Annotated in this window: 14 protein-coding genes; 11 read left to right on the forward strand and 3 right to left on the reverse strand. The window is 44.4% G+C overall.

Annotated elements, in window-relative coordinates:
• The first annotated feature begins 139 nt into the window (after positions 1-139).
• The 4 genes from BVC89_RS00515 (at position 140) to pelA (ending at position 5984) form a co-directional block, all read left to right on the forward strand.
• Positions 140-2755 (forward strand): DUF5060 domain-containing protein, encoded by a 2616-nt coding sequence (locus BVC89_RS00515; RefSeq protein ID WP_086929352.1) that lies wholly within the window; start codon positions 140-142, stop codon positions 2753-2755.
• Positions 2756-3423: 668 nt separating this feature from the next.
• Complete coding sequence (locus tag BVC89_RS00520; RefSeq protein WP_086929353.1) at positions 3424-3744, forward strand: hypothetical protein; 321 nt, start codon at positions 3424-3426, stop codon at positions 3742-3744.
• Positions 3745-3815: 71 nt separating this feature from the next.
• Complete coding sequence (locus tag BVC89_RS00525; protein WP_086929354.1) at positions 3816-4079, forward strand: hypothetical protein; 264 nt, start codon at positions 3816-3818, stop codon at positions 4077-4079.
• A 414-nt stretch (positions 4080-4493) separates the two neighbouring features.
• The gene (pelA, locus tag BVC89_RS00530; RefSeq protein ID WP_086929355.1) at positions 4494-5984 is read left to right on the forward strand and encodes a pectate lyase; all 1491 of its coding nucleotides are present in this window, start codon (positions 4494-4496) and stop codon (positions 5982-5984) included.
• Between the two features lie 105 nt (positions 5985-6089).
• Here pelA and BVC89_RS00535 read toward each other — a convergent pair whose 3' ends face one another.
• The 3 genes from BVC89_RS00535 to BVC89_RS00545 all read right to left on the reverse strand — a co-directional run bounded on the left by BVC89_RS00535 (position 6090) and on the right by BVC89_RS00545 (position 14203).
• The gene (locus BVC89_RS00535) at positions 6090-7307 is read right to left on the reverse strand and encodes an Nramp family divalent metal transporter (RefSeq protein WP_086929356.1); all 1218 of its coding nucleotides are present in this window, start codon (positions 7305-7307) and stop codon (positions 6090-6092) included.
• A gap of 84 nt (positions 7308-7391) precedes the next feature.
• Positions 7392-11030 carry a hydantoinase B/oxoprolinase family protein gene (locus BVC89_RS00540; RefSeq protein ID WP_086929357.1) on the reverse strand — a complete coding sequence of 1213 codons (3639 nt, stop codon included), beginning with the start codon at positions 11028-11030 and terminating at the stop codon, positions 7392-7394.
• 248 nt (positions 11031-11278) lie between these two features.
• The gene (locus BVC89_RS00545) at positions 11279-14203 is read right to left on the reverse strand and encodes a TonB-dependent receptor domain-containing protein (RefSeq protein WP_086929358.1); all 2925 of its coding nucleotides are present in this window, start codon (positions 14201-14203) and stop codon (positions 11279-11281) included.
• Positions 14204-14545: 342 nt separating this feature from the next.
• On the opposite strand from BVC89_RS00545, the gene BVC89_RS00550 reads away from it, so the two are divergent.
• From BVC89_RS00550 to BVC89_RS00580, 7 genes are all read left to right on the forward strand, one after another.
• On the forward strand, positions 14546-15055 hold the full coding sequence (locus BVC89_RS00550) for a winged helix DNA-binding protein (protein WP_086929359.1): 510 nt from the start codon (positions 14546-14548) through the stop codon (positions 15053-15055).
• A gap of 380 nt (positions 15056-15435) precedes the next feature.
• Entirely contained in the window at positions 15436-16290 is an 855-nt protein-coding gene (locus tag BVC89_RS00555) for an FAD binding domain-containing protein (RefSeq protein ID WP_086929360.1), read from the forward strand.
• Positions 16291-16310: 20 nt separating this feature from the next.
• Positions 16311-16829, forward strand: a complete 519-nt coding sequence (locus BVC89_RS00560) for a (2Fe-2S)-binding protein (RefSeq protein WP_281260977.1) — start codon at positions 16311-16313, stop codon at positions 16827-16829.
• Between the two features lie 18 nt (positions 16830-16847).
• The gene (locus BVC89_RS00565) at positions 16848-19991 is read left to right on the forward strand and encodes an aerobic carbon-monoxide dehydrogenase large subunit (RefSeq protein ID WP_086929361.1); all 3144 of its coding nucleotides are present in this window, start codon (positions 16848-16850) and stop codon (positions 19989-19991) included.
• Entirely contained in the window at positions 19991-20893 is a 903-nt protein-coding gene (locus BVC89_RS00570) for an AAA family ATPase (protein ID WP_216825065.1), read from the forward strand. The genes BVC89_RS00565 and BVC89_RS00570 overlap by 1 nt, the downstream gene beginning before the upstream one ends.
• A complete protein-coding gene (locus BVC89_RS00575) occupies positions 20890-22110 on the forward strand; it encodes a vWA domain-containing protein (RefSeq protein WP_086929362.1) in 1221 nt (406 codons plus the stop codon). The genes BVC89_RS00570 and BVC89_RS00575 overlap by 4 nt, the downstream gene beginning before the upstream one ends.
• Positions 22100-22906, forward strand: a complete 807-nt coding sequence (locus tag BVC89_RS00580; RefSeq protein WP_086929363.1) for an XdhC family protein — start codon at positions 22100-22102, stop codon at positions 22904-22906. The genes BVC89_RS00575 and BVC89_RS00580 overlap by 11 nt, the downstream gene beginning before the upstream one ends.
• Positions 22907-22913: the final 7 nt, after the last annotated feature.

A 22913-nucleotide genomic window follows, 5' to 3' on the forward strand; every position in this document is an offset into this window, starting at 1 on the left:
GCAGCAACGCAGAGTACTGGAAAAATAAGCGACGAACAACGACAAATGGTGTGTTGTAGGTGCGACAGGAGTAATTAAATTAGTGTTAACAAATCCTAGTAAATACTCCCACACTATCAATGATTAAAGGTTATTTGTAATGAAAACAAAGCAACAAGTAATAGGAATTCCTATGCCTATGAAATATATACGACGAGCTATTATTGCTTGTTCACTGGGCTTGTGTGCGAACATCGCTAATGCTGGAGAAGTAACAGGTACTTTGACTAAATGGCATCCGGTAACCGTAAGTTTTGATGGCCCTACTGCCAGCGAAACTGATACTAGCCCTAATCCATTTTTAGATTATCGCTTACAGGTAGTATTTACCGGACCAAGTGGGCAAAAATATACTGTACCAGGTTTCTTCGACGGTAATGGCAACGGGGATGGTAGTGGCAATGTGTGGCGCGTACGATTTTCTCCTGATCAAGAAGGTGCATGGAGCTATAATGCATCTTTAAGAAAGGGCGATAATGTTGCAGTTGATTTAAGCGATAATGCCGGTAGTGCAGAAAGTTTAAGTGGCGCTTCGGGCTCATTTAATGTAGCTGCCCTAGATAGAAATGCACCTGGTTTTTTAAAATGGGGCCGCTTAGAATACGTTAATAATCACTATTTAAAGTTTAAAGATGGTGATTATTGGATTAAAGGCGGTGTTGATAGCCCTGAAAACTTTCTAGGTTATATTGGCTTTGATAATACCGAAAACCAGCCTGGGGGTGCAGGGACGAGCGGTTTGCAAGATGGCATTCACCGCTACCCTACTCATGTTAATGATTGGAATCCTGGTGATCCAGACTTCACTAGTGCTGACAGCGGCTTCGATGGACGAGCTATTATCGGTGCGTTAAATTATTTAAGTACTGAGAATATAAACTCAATCTATTTTCTGCCCATGAACCTTGGTGGCGATGGCCGCGAAACCTATCCTTTTGTCGGCCCCAATAACAATAATTTTGATAAGACTCATTACGATATAAGTAAACTTAATCAATGGAATATTGTTCTTAATCACGCGCAAGAAAAAGGTCTGGCATTAAATGTTGTCTTAGCGGAAACAGAATCGGGTAATGAAAACTGGTTTGATGGAGGCAACTTAGGGGTACAACGTAAATTATATTATCGTGAATTAATTGCCCGTTTTGGATATCTAATGGCGATTAAATGGAACTTAAGTGAAGAAAATGATTTTTCCGATGCTAATTTACGTGCATTTGCTGATTATATTAGTGCTTTGGATTGGGCAAAACATCAGGTGACATTCCATATAAAACCCAACCAAATTAACGAATATAATCCCCATCTAGGCGATGCAAGATTTGATACGACTTCAATCCAGTACAACCCGGATCGTGCTAACGAGTACACGGAAACAATGCGTCAGCGTACGGCCAATAATGGTCGCCCACTTGTTATTGATCTCGATGAGAATAATCCGGCGGGTTCAGGTTTAACTGATAAAAATGCAGCTGATTTACGTAAGCGTGTACTTTACGATGTGTATTTTAGTGGAGGAAGTATTGAATGGTATTTTGGTTACCATAATCTACCGCTTGGCGGTGATATGCGTACCGAGGATTTCCGCACACGCGAAGATATGTATCGTTATATGTGGTATGCACGCGACTTTATGCAAAAGAACTTACCGTTCTGGGAAATGCAACCTAACGATGGCCTACTTAGTGGAGAAAGTGGTGCTTTCGGTGGCGGCCAAGTATTCTTCAAAGCCGGTGAAGTTTATGCTGTTTACTTACCAGACGCCAGCCCAAGCGGTACCTTAAGCCTTGCGCCTGGAAATTATACTAAGCGCTGGTACAACCCACGTACAGGCCAGTTTGTTGGCGCAGCAACGAATGTCAGTGGTGGCTCTGTTGCGCTTGGTAATCCGCCCAACTCATCTAATGAAGATTGGGTGGTTTTATTTACCGGTGATGGTGGCACTGGTGGCGATAATATTCCCCCAACGGCGAGTTTTACCGCACCTTTTGATGGTCAGAATTTAAGTGTTGGAGATAACCTAACCGTCGACGTGGATGCTAACGACGCAGACGGTAGTGTCAGCAATGTAAGGCTGTTTTTGAACGATGTTTTTGTGCGTCAGGAAAATATTACCCCATACTTATGGGGCGATAGAGATCAAGACGCAGCTTTAAAAAATCTTGCTGAAGGCACTTATACATTAAAAGCTGTTGTTACAGATAATGACAATGCTACCACTGAAGAAAGCATACAGTTTACGGTTGGTACCGTAGCTGAGCCTAAAACTTTAAACTTCAATGCCACCGATGACGCTTACTTACAATCAGGTAACAGACAAAACATCAATATTCTGCGCGTTGAAAATGGCCGCCGTGTTGCTTACCTGAAATTTAATATTGCAGGTGTGAGTGGAAATGTTAGCGATGTTAAATTGAATGTAAGTGTTGCCTCTGATCCTGGTAATGGCGTCATCAATGTTTACCGCGGTGTTGGCAACAACTGGAATGAAAATAACCTGAACGCTAGTAACGCTCCTACTAAAGGTGCCTTACTTGGCAGTTTAAGTGGTGCATGGAACGATGGCAGCCAATATAGTTTTGAGCTTGACTCATCCGTCGCCACTAATGGTGCTGTGTCACTTATTTTAGAAATGGAAAGCGGCGGTAACGATACTGCATTTAGCTCATCTGAAGGTTCTGTTTCACCAGAACTTGAAGTTACTTTTACTCCTTAGTTAGTCATATCAGCCCCAAGGATGGGGTATTTTTTACATGTATTTTCCTAATAAAAATACAATCATAATTCTTCTACGCAAAGATTCCCCTGCTGTCTACGACTTGTACTATAATAGTGCGAAAGCTAAATTATCGCTGTTTGGATAATCTAAAAGGGAAAATTTTTCGTTTCTGTTCACCTATCAGGAACAGGAAAGTTTTTAACTAAAAATAAAACTTTGCAACCCGCGTCTTTGCGCGCACTTAAAGTCCGCAAAGGCTACTACGACTACCAATTCCAGCACACCAAGCTCCATCTGCCCCGTAAATTTCCAGAACCCGTCCCGTGGGTACAAATCAAATGCTATTGGCTTAATCAAGCAGGCTGTATTATCATCACACCCCAAACTTCCCTCTGCTAGCTATCTAGGATATATTCTGCATTCTCGCTAACCCTTAGTAGGGGTGGTACAACGCTTCAAACACCTGAAAGCGAGTGCTTGAAGCGTTAGTATTTCCAAATGTCAACAGCAGGGCTGATTGCCTATGTGGCTACAGTGTTATCGGGCTTTTTAGCTTTGCTGCTAGCACTGGGTTTTAACCAACTACTCAAGCATCGAGCAAGGGCGTGCTAACGTGCGTGGTCTGGCTCGGCGCTAACTGAATAATGTTAATATGGAATTTTAAAATGAAAAAAGTATTTCTATTTGTTTTTCTTTTAGGCATGCACGGTATCGCACATGCGAGCATACAAACAAAAAAGGTCGTTCGTGTCGGTTGCCACACTCACAACAATACCTGTTTTGCATATGTAGAGGGGGCCATAACAAGTGATAGTAACTGTCCCTCTAACGACGGGTCTTTTCGGTGGAGTATTACCGCGCCGAATGGTGAGTCTGTATTGTCGATTATACTCGCGGCTCAAATGTCTGGCAAAAATGTGTCTTTTGGAGAAGCCGGGTGTTATGACAATTTCCCAACTTTTAATTATGCGTGGATAAATGAATGAGTTAACAAAGGTTTTAGATTTATAAATTAAGGACTAGCTACAAAATTATAAAAATTAAGTTTTTAATTGGTTTGGCATTTCTAGTTTCGAGCATTGGTTTAAGTGCAGCAAATGAGCATGATACGCTCGGAAATTTTGAAATCAAAGATATCAATATCTGGGATGATCGTATAGATGTGTATCTGGTGGATGGGCAACAGCATAAATGTTTGGGAGAGTTAAAAACAAGATTTTTAATTAGTCCAGATAAACAAGTGTATTTATCTGCCATGCCAATGGTTTTCGCGGTGAGTCAAAAAATTAACTTCGCTTACAATTGTGATCCGGATAATTAACCCTGGATAGTAGGTATACGAATAAAAGGTAAATATCACTACTAACAATGTTGTGCCACTCTTTATAGTGCATTTTATAGTACATTGTCCAAACCCCAAGGATGGGGTGTTCTTCAAATATACTCCCCCTAGGTTCATTTATTAATAAACTTTCTATTCAACAATATTGCTAGGCTTAAATTTATTTTTTAAGAAAAAATAATATTCGTTTTTTTTAATATTATAGTCAAAAACCTTCAATAATTTCTCCGAAATAAAAACTGTTTACATGGCATCTAATTATCTATCGATGTAATTCCTTGTAATATTGTAAGTAAAATAATCAGAGCACAATACCTCAGCCAAAAATCGATATTGATTAGGCACGATATAACAAAATTTCTATATTTAAACCAATAATGAAAAGGATCAAAAATGATTGGTATATTTCGTAATTGCATGATAGCCCTTTTTATACTTCTACTTTCCCAGTACAGCTTTAGTAAAAAATTAGAGGATTACGAATGGAAAGAAATTGTTGAAGGCAAGGGGTTGGATCACAACTTTGGTTCTAAAGAAGCCATTAGAATCGCTAAGAATGTCATACTTTATCAAGCGGATATAGGAGGATGGCCAAAAAATACAGATATGCACCTAAAATTATCTTCCGATAAAAAACGAGAAATTGAAAGAGAATATCGCGATTGTTCTCGCTGCACAATTGATAACAAAGCCATGAAACTGGAGCTGGAATACTTATCGAAAGTTTATCGGAGTGTGTCAGACGAAGATCTAAAATCTGATATTAAAGAATCATTTATCAACGGTGTGAAATACCTATTGAAAATGCAATATGATAATGGTGGCTTCCCACAAAGATACCCTAACAATGGTGGCTACTCCAGGCATATTACTTTTAACGACCATGCTATGGTAAATGCTTTGCAGATTTTAAAACATGTTTCACAACAAGATGATACCTACTCTATTACCGTTAGCGACACATTGGCTGAACAAGCAGGTATCGCTTTTGAAAAGGGGATACAGAATATATTGGATACACAATATATTCAAAATGGCCTATTAACCGTTTGGTGTGCGCAACATGATAAAGACACACTAGCGCCGGCAAAAGCTAGAAGCTATGAACTGCCGTCATTGAGTGGCGGTGAATCTAAAGGGATTATCACGTTACTTATGGGAATAGATAAGCCATCAAACGAAGTTAAAAATGCCATAAATTATGCCTCTCAATGGTATGCCGAAAATGTCATTGTGGATAAGAAACATGAGAGGTTTATAAATAGTAATGGTAAAGAGGATAAACGTCTAGTCGCCTCTCCTGGATCCCGCGATCTATGGGCAAGATTTTATACCTTAGATGACAACAGGCCTTTTTTTGCCGACAGAGATAGCAATATTTATTTTGACTATAGTGAAATGCCCTATGAACGACGAAACGGTTATTCATGGATTAATGACAACGGTCTTGAGGTTGAGGAACGATTTATGGAATGGTACGTGGATCATACACAAGTCATCGATATTGCTGCCGAAGAAGCCGATAATCGTAAAAATGTGGATATAGACAACGATCATTCGGGTTACACCGGCAATGGTTTCGTTAACTTTTCAGATCGAAGCTTTATCGAGTTTTTAAATGTGGAGGGTGGTGAAGGTGGCACATCGACTATCAGCTTACGTTGGGCGTTAGGCAAAGATAAAAGCCGCAAAGGTAAATTAATTGTCAATGGTAAATCTACTAACATCAAGGTATCTCCTACAGGTGATTGGACAACATGGCGCATGCAAGATTTTCAGGTTCAGCTTAAACCCGGAAAAACCAATACTCTGCGTATTGAGGCAACTGGAAATGATTTGGGTAACTTAGACTCGATACTGGTTGAAGTACCCGAAGGGAGATAGAACAGAGAAGCGTGTCATCATGCAGGTTGGTTCATGCTTGCAAGTACTCGGGCTATACCATTAGGTATAGCCTTCAAATAATAAGCACGGACTTCAACATCAGCGTTATATAAAACCGGTCGCTTTGGCGACCAAACGGATTCCGAGCCCGGTAACAACCAAAAGCACGATGCCACCAAAAATATTGGCAATGGGACCATTGGCATGTCTTCCTAAAAAAGTGCGATTATTCATTACGAAAAGTAAGAATCCCGCGATAATGGGTAATAGAAGACCATTTGCAAATTGTGCAGATATAATAATTGTTATCGGCTTGATGCCGGTAAGAGCGATTGTTGCTCCGATTAAAATCACGCTTAAGCTAATACCACGAAAAGCACGTGATTTGATGCCGCCTTTTAGCTGCATAATTTCTGACATAGCATAGGCGGTTGCCAGAGGAGCGGTGATGGCACTGCTGAGTCCGGCAGCGAGTAAGCCCATGCTCAGAACATATCTTGAATAAATGCCAAATGTGGGCTCTAGTTGTCTAGCCATATCTCCAGCGTTGGTGATTTTTAATCCCTCGCCAAAGATTGTTGCACTAGCGGTTGATACAATGAGAATCGCAATAAGCCCACCCACACCTATGGCTATCGTAGTATCTGTCCTTGCGCTTTTTAGTCCTTCCTCTCCTGACCATCGAGATTTCACGGCAGCTGCGTGGAGAAAAAGGTTGTAAGGAACAATCGTTGTACCAATAAGCGCGATGACTGTCATTAAGCTACCCGACGGAATCTGCGGAGTTGCGATAGCTTTGGCTATTGCAAAAAGATCTGGCTTTACTGTAATAAATGTAAAAATAAATGCGGCCGCCATCACTGAAACCAGTGCAATGAGCATGCGTTCAATGTGTTTGTATGTGCCTAGCCAAAGTAAAAGTGATGCACTTAAAGAAATAACAATGACAGCAATACTGTAGGTATAGGGGTGATCACCTACCACCGCTTCTACTCCAAGTGCAGCGCCGGAAAGGTTTCCGGCTTGATAGGCGGCGTTGCCCAGATATATTGCAACAATGATTAACGCAAAGAGCAGCCATTTCCAAAACGACTGAGCAAAAATAGTATTGAGTGCCTCTCCTAGCCCCATTTTTGCAATGGCACCAAGTCGAGCTGCCATTTCCTGTAAAACGATTGTTGCTACTGTTGCAAATACAAGCGCCCAGATTAAAGCATAGGCGAAGTTAGCACCTGCAAGGGTGCATGTGGTGACTGTGCCAGGCCCAATAAATGCGGCGGCGACAAGTGCGCCAGGACCAATATTTTTTAATTTTGATAACATAACATCTTTGTTTTAATAAATTATTTTTAACGTTGATCCACAATTGATGCTATTCCTTTAGCAAGCTACACCGCGCGTATATCTTTACTCTGTATCCCGTTCTTTAGGGGAACCGAAGCCACCTCCTGTGGGCGTACAAATAGTAACAACATCACCATTGCCTACTTTCACTTGAGTGCATCCACCTAGAGCTATAGTTTCCCCATTTTCTCTGACTAAGCTGTTTTCTCCCAAACGGCCTGTCTCTCCACCATATAGACCATAAGGTGCTACAACGCGATGTCCCGATAGAATTGAGCATTCCATATCTTCTAAAAAGCGAATAGAACGCCTAACACCATCTCCGGCATTCCATTGTCCTTTGCCTCCTGAATTTCGGTCTATACAAAATTCTTGTAACAACACTGGATATCGCTGCTCCATAATTTCTGGATCGGTTAGGCGTGTGTTGGTCATATGTGTATGCACTGCAGCCACACCATCGAACCCCTTTCCTGCCGGGCTGCCAGAGCAAATTGTCTCGTAGTACTGGTACTTTTCATTGCCAAATGTCAGATTATTCATGGTGCCCTGACTAGAGCCTAATGCCCCGATGGCGGCGAAAAGAGCGTTAGTTAATGCTTGGCTTGTTTCCACGTTACCCGCGACAACCGCAGCGGGTGGTCGAGGGTTGAGTAATGAGCCCTCGGGGACGATTGTTTTAATAGGTTTCATACAGCCCGCGTTTAGCGGTATGTCATCGTCAACTAAACACCTAAACACATAAAGTACTGCAGCGCGAGTAATTGCTTGCGGGGCATTAAAATTATTTTCTAATTGCTTGCCAGTGCCGGTGAAGTCTATTTCGGCTTCGCGCTTTTCTTTGTCGATATTTATAGTAACGACAATGCGCTCGCCAGAATCGAGCGTGTAAGTGAAATGACCATTATTAAGCCGTGAGATAACCTTACGCACAGCTTCTTCGGCATTGTCTTGAATATACTGCATATAAGCCGTTACGGTCTCCATACCATATTTTACCACCAGCTTACGTAACTCATCTGCGCCAGCTGTATTAGCTGCAGCCTGGGCCATTAAGTCGGCAATATTTTGATCAGGGTTTCGTGCAGGGTAGCGTGCATCGGTCAGTATTTTGCGGATATCTTCCGTAAGAAAGGTGTTGCGATCAATCAGTTTGTCACAGTCGAACATTATGCCTTCTTCGTATATGGTACGACCAGTAGGAGACATAGAACCAGGGGCAACTCCGCCGATATCTTCATGGTGCGCGCGGCTGGCAACAAAGAAAATAATGCATTTCTCGTCTTCGTCAAACACCGGAGAAATCACGGTTACGTCGGGTAGGTGAGAACCTCCATTGTAGGGGTTGTTGTGCACAAACGCGTCACCAGGACGGATATCGATATTATTATCAATTAATACTTTAACGCTTGAATCCATTGATCCTAAATGAACTGGAACATGGGGTGCGTTTGCCACAAGGTTACCCTGTGCATCAAAAATAGCGCATGAAAAATCTAAACGTTCTTTGACATTGACTGATTGCGAGGTATTTTGCAGCATAATCCCCATTTGCTGGGCGATTGACATATATAAGTTATTAAATACCTCCAGAGTTACTGGATCTAAATCTACCTTCGAGTTAATGCTGACATTTTTGGGCTCTTGATATTCCAATATCAGATGGCATCGATCAGACATTCTGCCAATCCAGTTTTGTTCAATCACTATAGTGCCTGTCGGCTCGATAACTATTGCCGGGCCATGCAATACGTGGCCATAGTCCAGGGATTCAATTTTATACACGGGAGTTTTATGCCACTTGCCTTTTGCATAGGTATTGCGGGTAGCTTCCACCGGAGGCTCCGTTGTGCTCTTTTCTATACGCTGCCCTTCTTGTTGGTTTTCTCGACCGCCATATGATTCCATAATGACTGTCTCAATTATTAGATCTTTTTCCGGGGCTATAAAGCCAAAGCGTTGCATATGGTGTGACTCGAAGGACTCACGCATATGTATAACATCGGTCAGCGCTATTTTGATGGTTGTGTCCGTCCCTTTGTAACGCACAAGAGCAAATGCATCGTGTTCGATCTCATGCTCAGAAACTCCTTGTTGAATAAGGTTTTCTGTATTTTGTCTGAGCATTTGCGCAGCGTAAGAATGTGACTGTGTCACCGCTTCAGGTATTAAGGTTTGTTCTACTACTTGCTGACGTTCTGTACGAATATCTGCTAAACCCATCCCGTATGCGGATAAAACTCCCGACAGGGGGTGTAATAAAACAGTTTTGATACCTAGGTGCTCTGCCACTAGACACGCATGTTGCCCGCCTGCACCGCCGAAACAATTTAGCGCATATTCTTTGACGTCGTAGCCGCGCGAAACGGATATTTGTTTAATCGCTTGGGCCATATGTTCAATTGCGATCTCAAGAAAACCTTCGGCAACGTCTTCTGCTGAGCGTCCATCACCGACTAACGCACTAATTTCATTGAACGCCGCTACGGTTGCGTTACGGTCTAGCGTTTGGTTTTGTTCTGGGCCAAATATTGCGGGGAAATATTCCGGTTGGATCTTGCCTAGGCAAACGTTGATATCTGTAACGGCGAGCTTTCCTCCTCGTCGATAGCACACCGGCCCTGGATTTGCTCCGGCTGAGTCGGGGCCTACACGGAAGCGGTCATCTTCATAGGTCAAAAGCGAGCCACCGCCAGCTGCGACAGTGTGAATATACATCATGGGTACACGCATGCGCACGCCAGCAACTTCTGTTTCATAGGTTCGCTCAAACTCGCCAGCATAATGGGACACATCGGTTGATGTTCCTCCCATATCAAAACCAATCATCTTATCAAAACCTGCGAGTTTTGAAGTATGTACTGCGCCGACAATTCCACCAGCGGGACCCGACAGGATGGAGTCGCGTCCTTGAAATTTATCTGCGTCCACTAAACCTCCAGATGACTGCATAAATAGCAATCGACCTTTGGCGTCATCTCCATTGTTGAGCGCGTCGGATATACGATCAACGTAGCGGCGCAGTATTGGAGTAAGGTAAGCATCAACGACTGTTGTTTCGCCCCTGGAAACTATTTTAGATAGAGGGCTTACTTCATGGCTAACAGAGATTTGTGTGAAACCTACTTGCTTCGCGATATCTGCCAGTAACTGTTCGTGTTGAGGATATTTATAGGCATGCATGAAAACTATGGCTATTGAGCGTAAACCCTGGTCGTAAGCGCTTTGCAGTGCTTTTCGGGCTAGGTCTTCATTTAATGCAAGTTCTACGCGGCCGTCTGGCAGTATACGTTCCGCAATTTCTATCACTTGATCATAAATGAGTTCTGGCTTTTTGATATTCATGGCGAAGGTATCAGGTCTTGCTTGATAACCGACTTCAAGAATATCTCCTAGACCTGCGGTGATTGCGAGAAGCGTAGGGTCGCCCTTTTTTTCTAGCAATGCATTAGTGGCAACAGTCGTCCCCATTTTGATCGACTTTACACGTTCAGAAGGGATTGGTGCATCCTTTTCTATCCCCAGAAATAAGCGTACGCCATGCAAAGCTGCATCGACATAAGCCTCGGGATTTTCTGATAATAGTTTTTTGGTTTTCAGCTCACCTTCCGGTGTTTTGGCGACAATGTCTGTAAAGGTTCCTCCCCTATCTATCCAAAACTGCCATAAGTCTGACTTGGATTTAGGTGTTACTAATTTCATAGGAAAACCTCAGTACTATGATTTGGACGGAGTTGGAAGGCAATTGTCTATTAGTAATATATTGCCAAAACGCAAATAAAATATCAACGTTTTATTTGTGTTTAGGCCGTTTTGATGATGCCTGATGGCTCCTATTTCTCGCTCGTGCATAGCCGGGGTGGTCGTGACACAATCTCAAAAATAATGGGAGTGTAAAAAAGCGGGGGGGCTCGCTCCCCCCGAAAGAAAGAATGATCTATTGAAAGGGGTTAGAACTTTGTACCTACTCTCACATAAACGCGGCGGCCACGGGGGTCGTGTGTACGGGAATCGTAGCTGCCGGAGATGTTTACGTGGGGAGGATCTTCATCGGTGATGTTTACGGCACCGATAGTCAGGGTTGTTTGCGAATCATCTCGTAGAAAATCACCGAGATCGATACTGTATTGAGCGTCGAAGGTAATAAATTCGTCAATGGTTGCGGTATCTCGTCCATCGTTTCTGTAACTATCCACATATCGTGCAAAGATATTCGCACTATGTGCACCTGAGTACCAGTTTAGCCCTAGGTTACCTCTCAGCTCTGGGGTGGGGTTGCCCACATTAGTACCATTGCGTGAACCGACACCATCAATTGTTACACCTCCTTGGGTGATGTCATAGGACAGGACGTAAGTTAAATCTAATGACGGAATAAAGGTTCCCACATCTGATTCGAAAGTGCCGTAAAGGGAAAGATCTATACCGTCAGTTTCAAGTTCATTGGCGTTAATAAATGCAACGTTCACTACTTGTATTAGACCCGCTTCATTACGCTGAATGCGCTCATCGAAATCATTTGGATCAATAAGACGCGCGGCGTTTTCCGCTGCAACAATAGATTGTGCGTTTTCCTTGGTAAGTACATCTTCGAATTCAAAGCGCCAGTAGTCAGCGCTTAGCTTAATGTTGTCGCTAAGGTTAAGTGTGGTACCAAAATTAAAGGCTGTTGACGTTTCTGGATCTAGGTTTGGGTCCCCATTGGCACGCTCGCCACCGAAGGTAGTAACATCGTCAGTAGGATCATTGGGCGTAAGATTAAAGTCGTCGGTAAAGTTGCTGAAGTTAGTTTGCACCCCTGAAGTTTGGAAAACAGATGGTGCTCTGAATGATGTACTAATTGATGAACGCAATGATATTCCTTCTGAGGGTCTCCAAAGAGCCGACAGTTTAGGGTCTGTTGTTGAACCGACACCATCGCCATAGTCTTCATGGCGCAGTGCAGCGCTCACTTCAAAGCTGTCGGTAAATGGCAGTAGGACTTCTGCAAAAACAGCGCTAACTTCCGTATCCCCTTCAAAGTTAGGGTTCCCAATCAAAAATCCCCAGCCGTCGTTAATAGATACGTGGTCGTAAACATATTTTAATGATTCTTGTCGGTGCTGAACGCCTAAAGCAAAGCCAGCTTCTCCGCCCGCGAGTTCGAACATTTCGCCTGAAATGACAAACTCTGCAACTTTTAATGTGGATTCAGCGTCGGCAAGATACTCACCAATAATATATTCGCGCAAGATTCCGTCAGGACTGACGACGTCGCCATTAGACAGGGTTGTTGATGCGAGTTGTTGAGTGTCAAATGGGTTGAATGTAAAACAACCTAGGTCGTTATTATTTCGTGCACCCGTTTCATTCGCTTGACAATTTCTGCCACCGAAGCCGTTCAATGCCCTTTGGTAATTGTCTACATTCACGTCTCTGAGGTTTATTGTAAGGTCGTTTTGACCGGCAACATATGAAAACTCCCAGCGTAAGCTATCAGAAAAATCGCCATCGGCTCCAATTGCAAAGCGGGTTGTGTGGTGATCATAAAAGTTGACTTCTGTCGGTTGGTTCGCACCATATGGTCGTCCAATAAGACGCAGCTCTTCCGGCGTTGATATGATGCGTGGATCAAAGTTAGGGTGGTCAGCGGGCACGGTTGTTGCGCTTAGCACAGGAAAGCTTGGTGATACTTCTCGGTCAATTGCGTTGCGAGCAAAACCTATTTCTGTCCAAACACGAGTGCTTTCGTCCCAATCCCAGGTTGCGCGTGCAAAACCCTGCAATCTTTGTTCGTTCGGCACTAGTGTAATTTGTGGACCAAAGTCAAATCGGCAGCGAGTACCATCCAGAATTCCCCCATCAGCTTCACAGTCTGGGTCTGCCACTACGCCCTGGCTGGTGACAAAATTCATCGGGTTTCCTGAGCCGCTATTACTATCACCGACTCGCATCCAGTCTACTTCATTGCCGACTAAGCTCGTGCGCTTAAGATAGCTTGCTGCTATTAACATGTGTCCAGATTCGCCAAAGTCTCCACCAACAGCCAGATCGAAATTGATGTCGCTTTGGTCGCCGTCAGAGGCTCTTTCGCGATATTCTGCTTGGAACTCCGCGCCTTGGAAATTATCTCGTGTGATAAAGTTAGCGACACCTGCTACAGCGTCGGAGCCGTAAACGGCCGAAGCACCGTCTTTAAGGATTTCCACTCGTTCAATTGCAAGCTTAGGTACAAGCGCTGCGGTATCCACAAAGCTCGCACCGTCATTGGTTTGAGCTGCCGATAGTACTTGGCGCTTACCATTAAGCAGTACTAGTGTAGCGGAAACACCTAAACCTCTAAGGTTGATATTGTTGGTGCCAGCGGTGAAGTTTTGGGTAAGGTTGTCTGCGTTATTCTGTGCGCCTGAGTTAATTGGTAGCAATTCCACCAAATCGCGAATGTCATTAGCGCCGTTTTTAGCAAAGTCTTCATTGCTGTACGACGATAGGGGAGTAGCAAAATCCTCTTGTTGTTTTCTACGAATGCGTGAGCCTGTAACAGTCACTTCCTCTATGTTCGCATCTGCACTGGGTGAGTTATCTTGTGCATTTGTATGCTGCGCATTTACTAGGGCAATAGCCATAGCTAACGAAGCGGAAATAGCCTTTGCAGAGCCCTTGGCATGTTGAGTAATTCGGCTTGAGCGCTTCATTTTCAGTTTTCCCCCCAAGGTAGCCATTGTCTCTTCAGTAGATTGGATCGATGGATTGGGAACGTAAACTCGCCAAAATCTATGTTTCAGCTCCCCAAAAGTAAAAGCGTTGTTGCTGATTTTCACTGTATTGCCCTCCCCAGGCGCTATTAAACGTAGTGCAGTTGCAATCTTGTGCCGAAGTGTTGATTTATTGTTCATGGTGGTCGGCTAATCGGCGATATAAATGACTTTTACGCCACCATTACAGCCTATACTCTTAATACATTAACAATTTGTCAATATAAAACTTATGTTTTTCAAGTGTGTTTTCGATTTTTTGTTGGTTTTGTGTCTTTGTGGTGCTAATTGTTATTACTCTCCCTGTTTTGGAGCGCGACTTTTGTAGTGGTTAAGAGGGAAAGCGATATGAGGAAAAGGTAGTAAAAAGATAGTAATAATTCAGGGTGATGGTGGTATATTTGACATCGATATATTAAAAAAATGTAGGTATAGTAACGACGTTTTATAGGTTATTTACCTTCTTTTAGGTGCTTTTATAATATGGATCAAAATAGAAAAATTGTATCGTCTCGTAACTTGGCAACAGAAGAGGGCTGGCCGTTGTCTGAGGTTGAGTTTGGCCTGACCATTTTTTATAACGCCTTTACAAAGTGGATGATCAGGTGTGCTGCCGCCGCAGGCCAGCAGGATCTTAATCCAATCGATGTTTTGGTTTTGCATAATATTCATTATCGAGATAATGAGCAGCGCCGCATAGATATCTGTTTTATGCTCAACATTGAAGATACTCACACGGTAAATTATTCCCTCAAGAGGCTGGCAAAACTTGGTTTAATTGTAGGCTCAAAGCGAGGTAAGGAGATGTATTATGCTACAACTCCTGCGGGCAAGGAGCTGTGTGATGAATACCGCGAAATCCGTGAGCATTGTTTAGTCTCGGGCTTGACGAATATAGAAAAAAACTCGGAAGAGCTTTCTTCTATTGCAGCAACTCTCAGATCACTGTCAGGTCTTTATGATCAAGCTGCTAGAGCTGCGGCTTCAATCTAAGTGTGACCGGCGCCGTGGTCGTTGTTTTAGTACTTGGGGCCGGCGTATAGATCTTTTATTCTCTTATGATGCACCGGGTTTCTGGTGCTAATTCATTTGGGGTTAGAACCAAAACGCTCACTTAATTAGGCCACATAAAAATATAGAATACCCTTTGACGTCTGGCGTCTAAGTCTCCTCAGCTGTCACATCTATTTCCCCAGTCAAGATACCCTCATAATTCCTCCATGCAAAGATTACCCCCATTCATGCTTTCAACCACCCTATTGAGGAATTGGTATTTGAATCTGCCCTTCTGGGGATGTTAAAAAAAGTCATTATTCAGGGCCGCAGTTCCATCTTAATTCTTAATAGAACCTGATCCATGCGCGGAGTGAATTATGATCCCATCCAATTTTACTTATCATGCGCCTTCTGATTTAGAGCAGGTGTTCTCACTATTCGATACCTATGGCAAGCAAGCAAAAGTTTTAGCTGGTGGCCACAGTTTATTGCCAATGATGAAATTCCGTTTTGCTGAGCCTAAGCAACTTATTGATTTGGCGGGTATTGATGCATTAAAGGGAGTTACCGTAAAGGATAAGGTTATTGATATTGGCGCTACCACGACAGAAACAAGCATTCTTAACCACCCAGAGTTAAAGAAGTTATGCCCTTTATTGGTGGAAGCTACGCGTCTAATAGCCGATCCTCAAGTAAGAAATCGCGGTACTATTGGTGGAGATATTGCCCACGGTGATCCGGGGAATGATCACCCCTCCGTCATGTTGGCCTTAGATGCCACCTTTCATTTGGCTTCTGCACAAGGTACTCGTTTGGTTAAGGCGGATAATTTTTTTCTCGGCACTTATCAAACCGCTCTGCAAGAAGGTGAATTACTAACTCGTATCAGTATCCCCCTTTCTGTGGCCTCGCGGCCTTTTGGCTTTCGCAAGTTAAAACGTAAAACCGGAGATTTCGCCACTGCGGCCTGTGCTCTGACCTTAGTTAAAGAAGGCAATCAATGTCGTGAAGTGCGCATTGCTTTGACTAATTTAGGGCCGAAATCTTTCCGTGCAGAGCAGGCAGAGTATCTGCTCAATTCCACCTCTATTTCTGAGGACAGCATTAACGCGGCTGTGCACCTTGCTATGCAAGCCTGTGAACCCGCTAAAGATCAGCGCGGTGATAGCCAATATAAAACTAACATGGCCGGTGAAATGTTAAGACGGGCACTCGACGATGCTATGGCTTAAAAGCCGATAAGGTGGCTCCCATGTCTCAAAAACCCATGTCCCAAAAACCTATGTCTCATAAAAAAATAAGCTTTAAGCTCAATGGCAAAACTGCTGAGGTAGAAGTAGAAGATCGAACGCTGCTGGTCCACGCAATTAGAGAAAAACTCAATATGACGGGTACGCATATTGGCTGTGACACTTCCCACTGTGGTGTTTGTACGGTTGATATTGATGGTGAGTCTGTTAAATCCTGCACGCTATTAGCGGTGCAAGCGGCAGGCAAAAATATCGTAACTGTGGAAGGCTTGGCCGATGATAAAGGCCTGCATGCGGTGCAGGCGGCTTTTATCCAAGAACACGGTTTACAGTGCGGTTTTTGCACTACAGGAATGATGATGCGGGCCTACCGATTTCTGCAGGAAAATCCCGAGCCAACGGAAGAGGAAATCCGCTGGGGCTTATCCGGTAACTTATGCCGTTGTACGGGTTATCAAAACATTATTAAAGCCGTAATGACGGCCAGTAAAAACCTAAAAGAAGTAGCGACAGCAGAATAATAAAAAGAAGGGCTCCTCATGAATACTCAAGCAGAAGCAAGTGAAGTGGTCGAGGAAAAAATAGACCCAGTAGCTAACAAAGTACAGGGGGTCGGTTGTGCCAGACGGCGCAAGGAAGATCCGAAGTTCGTGCAAGGCAAAGGGCAATATGTCGATGATATAAAACTGCCTGGCATGCTGTTTGTGGATATGGTTCGCAGCCCTTATGCCCACGCCAAAATTATCTCGATTAATAAAGAAAAAGCGCTCGCCCTGCCCGGCGTGCATGCGGTGCTGACTGCCGACGACTTAAAGCCTTTAAGCCTCCATTGGATGCCGACTTTGGCCGGTGATCAACAAGCGGTATTGGCGGATGAAAAAGTCCATTTTCAGTACCAAGAAGTGGCTGCTGTGGTGGCGGATGACCGCTATATAGCGGCAGATGCTTTGGAATTAGTGGAAGTAGAATACGAAATTCTTCCGCCTATGGTAGATCCTTACAAAGCCATGGATGCAGACGCGCCCATTGTTAGGCCCGATCTAGTTAGTGGTGATGGTGCTAGTGCTGACGGTATTGCAGGGCAAAGCCCACATCCTAATAAAATCTTTCAATGGGAGGTGGGTGATAAGCAAGATACCGATGATATTTTTTCTCGCGCTCCGGTGGTAGTAAAAGAAGATATGTACTATCCCAGGGTACACCCAACACCCTTGGAAACCTGTGGCAGTGTCGCGGCTTTTGATCCTGTTAAAGGTAATTTGACCGTTTATCTCACCTCCCAAGCGCCCCATGTTGTGCGCACGGTGGTGTCGTCCTTATCGGGTATTCCTGAGAGTAAAGTGCGCATTGTCTCTCCCGATATTGGTGGTGGTTTCGGTAATAAGGTGGGTATTTATCCTGGCTATGTGGTGTCGATTGTTGCCTCAATAGTGTTGGGTGTTCCAGTGAAGTTTGTGGAAAATCGCACAGAGCACTTGTCCACTACGGCTTGGGCACGGGACTACTTTATGAGTGGTGAAATTGCCGCCGATGAAAACGGCATAATTAAAGCTCTGCGAGTCAATGTGCTGGGTGATCACGGTGCGTTTAATTCACAAGCTCAGCCAACCAAATGGCCCGCGGGTTTTATGAGCATATGCACAGGCTCTTATCATGTACCCCAGGCCTACTTGAATGTGGTGGGTGTTTATACCAACAAAGCACCGGGCGGTGTCGCTTACCGCTGCTCTTTTCGCGTTACTGAAGCGGTCTATGTGATCGAGCGGACGATGGATTTACTCGCCAGAAAGATCGGCGTATCTCTGGCTGAAATTCGCATGAGAAATTTCGTTAAGCCTGAGCAATTCCCCTACGATACGCCCTTAGGTTGGCAGCTAGACAGTGGCAATTACCACTATGCTTTGCAAAAAGTAATGGACGCGGTTGACTATCCTGCCTTGCTAAAAGAACAAGCGGAAAAAAGGGCGCAGGGAGAGTTAATGGGGATTGGTGTCTGTACCTTTACGGAAATTGTTGGCGCTGGCCCTACCCGCAACTGCGACATTCTCGGTGTCGGCATGTTTGATAGTGCCGAGATTCGTATGCACCCCGACGGCAGTATTATGGCCAGAATGGGGACGATTACTCAGGGGCAAGGCCACGCTACCACCTACGCCCAGATTATTGCTACTGAGTTAGGTATCCATTCCGACGTAATCACAATCGAAGAAGGCGATACTGATACCGCCCCATATGGCCTGGGTACTTATGGTTCCCGCTCGACCCCGGTCGCCGGTGCTGCGGTGGCTAAGGCTTCCCGTATTATCCGCGACAAAGCTAAGAAAATTGCAGCCCATCTATTAGAAGTTTCCGCCGACGACCTAGAATGGCAAGGGGATAAGTTTGCGGTGAAGGGAGCCCCCGGCCTTGAAAAAACCATGGCCGAAATTGCCGCTGCTTCCTATAACACCCTGCCCGATGGTATGGAGCCGGGTTTAGAGGCTGTGTACTACTATGATCCGCCAAACTTTACCTATCCCTATGGTGCATATATCTGTGTAGTGGATATTGATAAAGGCACAGGGGAAACCAAAGTTAGACGTTTTTATGCCCTTGATGACTGCGGTACTCGCATTAACCCCATGATTATTGAAGGGCAAATCCATGGCGGGTTAACCGAAGGCTTTGCTGTGGCCTTTGGTCAAGAGCTACCCTTTGATAAAGATGGCAATATCTTGGGCAATACCTTTATGGATTACTTTGTGCCGACAGCAGTAGAGACTCCCCATTGGGAAACAGACCATACCATCACCCCTTCGCCTCATCATCCGATTGGTGCGAAAGGTGTGGCCGAGTCTCCTCATGTTGGCAGTATCCCCTGCTTTACTTCAGCGGTTAGTGATGCTTTTGCCCATCTAGGTGTCACCCATTTGGATATGCCCCATACGGCTCATCGTGTATGGCAACAAATTAATGCCTTGGGGCTGGCCGATTCACAGTTATCTGCTGCTGCTGAAGCCATGATAAAAAAGGTAAGTGCGGATTTTACTGAACACGCCAATGACGCGGCACCAGCAACGAATAGGGAGGCAATGCCCGAATCTATTGTTGAAGATGACAACGGCATGTTTGTGCACAAAGAATTCAGCGTTGCCGCCAGCGCCGACGATGGCTGGGTAATTCTCCAGGACATCGATCTATTAGCGGGTTGTTTCCCCGGAGGGCGTGTTACCGAAAGGCAGGATGAGAATAACTACCTTGCGGTTGTAGAGATAGCGGTTGGCCCCATCAGCATGTCCTTCAACGGCAAAATCACCATTGAAAATCAAGATCACCACCAGCGGATTTTGCAGATGACAGGCTCGGGGCAAGACTCTAAGGGTACCTCCTCAGCAGAGATGAAACTGACCGCACAGATTGTCGAAACCTCTCAAGGTTTTGACTTGATCGGCGATTCCACCTTCCAAGTGCGAGGCAAATTGGCGGCCTTTGGTAGCCGCATGATTGGGCAGATTGCAGATCAATTACTGGATCAGTTTGGTATCCGTTATCAAGATCATGTTCTAGCTCGTGGTGGTGATAGTGCTGAAGCGCAAGCCGCCCAAGAGCGCTTGCAACAGCAGCCACAAAAGATGAGTGGTATCGCCTTCGCGTTTTCCATCGTTATCAATATGATCAAGAAACTCTTCGGTGGCAAAAAATAATGATGGAAGCATCGGGTGGTACTGAGCAGGGCTTCAGCGAGAAAACTCTAGCGGATGGCCTTGCAGCCCAGGGATATCTAGCTTCGAAAAGTTTAAGCTTTAGCCTTTATCTAATGTACCGTCTTAACCGACCTTTATTGCTAGAAGGGGAAGCCGGTGTTGGTAAGACTTCCCTGGCCAAATGCCTCAGTGAAGTCTTGGCTACAAAGCTTATTCGTTTGCAGTGTCATGAAGGCTTGAACCTTAACCAGAGCGTTTACGAATGGAACTACCAGCGTCAACTACTCAGCATTAAATTGTTAGAAGGCCAGTCCGTCGACGCTATTGAAGATGCCATCTACAGCGAGAAATATCTGTTAGCAAGGCCGCTATTAGAGGCCATACGTCAACCCAAATCCCCTATTCTGCTCATCGATGAGATTGACCGGGCGGACGATGAATTTGAAGCTTTTCTCCTGGAAGTTTTAGGGGAATACCAGATTACCATTCCAGAGCTAGGCTCTATAAAGGCCAGCACTAAACCCTATGTGATTCTGACATCTAATGCGAGCCGTGAACTAAGTGATGCCTTACGCAGGCGCTGTTTATATCACTATATTGATTACCCGAGCGTTGAGGATGAATTACGGATCGTCCATTTGCAGTTACCCCATTTGGATAAAGCACTTACTGAGCAGCTAGTGCGCTTCGTGCAAAAGTTGCGGCGTATGCAATTACGCAAAGTACCAGGAATTGCCGAAACTCTAGACTGGGCTGAAGCATTGATGAATTTGGGTTTTCGCAGCCTCGATCAAGACCTATCTAGCCTCCATGATTCGCTAGTGTGTCTGCTGAAATATCAGGAAGATCGGGAAACGCTAGACTCTATTACCCTCAATAAAGTGGTGAGCACAGTAGTATGAGCGATCAACTTGACTTGCAGTTCGATCGTCATCAGCTAAGGGCTATGCAAGAAAAGTTGGTGATTTTTATTCGCCACCTGGCCGCCTATGGCTTTCAGGTGGATGTTAATTTACAAAAAATTGCCCAAACCTTGTTGGCGGAAAATAACTTCAACGATCGCTTCCATTTCCAAAATGCCCTGCGCACTTTACTCTGTAAGAACAAACAGCAGTGGCATAACTTTGATCAGATATATGCTGAGTTTTGGATGAACAAAGGCAAGGTAACAGGAGTGAAGCAAAGGTCTCAATCGAGTAAAGCCGCTGCCAAGATCATGTCCGAAGGTGATACGGATCAACTTGGTAAGCACGCTAGCCCTAAGGAGAAACAGGAGACCCAGGCTGGAGCTAGCCAAGCCATGTCTGACTTGGCCTCGGCTAAAGAACTGAATGAACACATCGACTTTGGTTTTTTAGAAGATGAAGGCATGCTCCAGCGTTTTACTGAAAGCTGCCACCAGTTAGCGCGATTGCTCGCCAAAAAATTGCGTAAACAAGTAAAAGCCCATGCAGGAGAGCAGATTGATTTGCGCCAAAGTATTCAGCATAACTTGAAACATAGCGGTGACTTATTTCAGCTGGTTTGGCGCAAGAAGCCCAAAATCCTTCCACGTTTTACTGTGCTGGTGGATGTCAGTCGGTCGATGTCCGGTTACAGTAATGCTTTTTTAGTTTTTTCACTGGCAATTATGCGCACTCTGCCAGATACCCGTGTGTTTATTTTCAATACTCGCCTGGTGGATATTTCCAGCGCCCTTAGAGAACATCAGTTGCACAAGGTAAAAACTCAGCTCGCTTTACTGAACACGACTTGGGGTGGTGGAACACGTATTGCCCACAGCATCGCCGAGCTGCAAAAACGCGGCGTGGCCAATAGTCGGGCTGGTAATCGGAGTATCCACCATTTTATTATTCACAGTGACGGACTTGATACCGACCCTGCGGCAGAATTGCAGCAGCGTTTAAAAGCCTTAAAAAAGCGCTATCGCAGTATTATTTGGCTATCGCCCTTAATGAAAGATAATGAATATCAGGTGGAAACTGCTGCGCTAAAAGGTGCTCTACCCTATATCGACCATCTACTTCCTGTTCATAATTTTCGTTGCCTTTATGATTTAACTGAGCTTATGGCACAAGCGCATAATCCAACTCATCAGGGGGTGGCTAATGTCGGTTAACAAGCAGATGTACCATCAGTTACTTGCGGCAGAAGAGCAGCAAACGCCATGTATTCTCGCTAATGTTATTAATACCGAAAACTCCACCTCTGCCAATATTGGGGATAAAGCCATTATTACCCCAGATGGAAACTTATCGGGCTGGATAGGAGGAGGATGTTGTCAGAGTGTTGTTAAAAAACTAGCGCCAAAAATATTGCAAGATAACAAAGCTATTACTATTCGAGTCTGCCCCGAACATGCTTTTGTTAGTTATATGCCCTGCTACCCTTCTCACTGTGCCAGTGAAGGGACAGTGGATATTTTCCTAGAACCAATTGCCAATGAGCAGGCAATATTGCTGTATGGCCAAACACCTGTGGCTGAGAGTATTGCCAAATACAGTGAAGATTTAGCCATGAGTTTTGCTTGGCAAAAGTCCCTGCCCTACCCTAATGAAAAACTCGGTGGACAATTTCGTGTTGCTATTATTGCCACTCAAGGTACAGGTGATATTGAGGCTATACAAAATGCTTTAAATTATGACCCTGAGCATGTATTACTGGTCGCCAGCAATAAGAAAGCTAAGGCACTTATCAAACGTTTACAGGAGATGGGAGCCAGTGAGCAAACGATACAAAAAATTAGCGCTCGGGCAGGTATTGATATTGGTGCTATTAGCCACTCAGAAATTGCCTTGTCTATTATGGCAAAAGTGGTCGAGCTTAAAAATCGAAGAATACAACAAAGCCTCGATACCAATATAAAACCTAAAAAGCCAGCAGTTTCTGTGACATCCTGTTGTAGTAAAGCCTAAGGCAAAA

The sequence above is a fragment of the Agarilytica rhodophyticola genome (assembly GCF_002157225.2).
In the GTDB taxonomy this organism is placed as follows: domain Bacteria; phylum Pseudomonadota; class Gammaproteobacteria; order Pseudomonadales; family Cellvibrionaceae; genus Agarilytica; species Agarilytica rhodophyticola.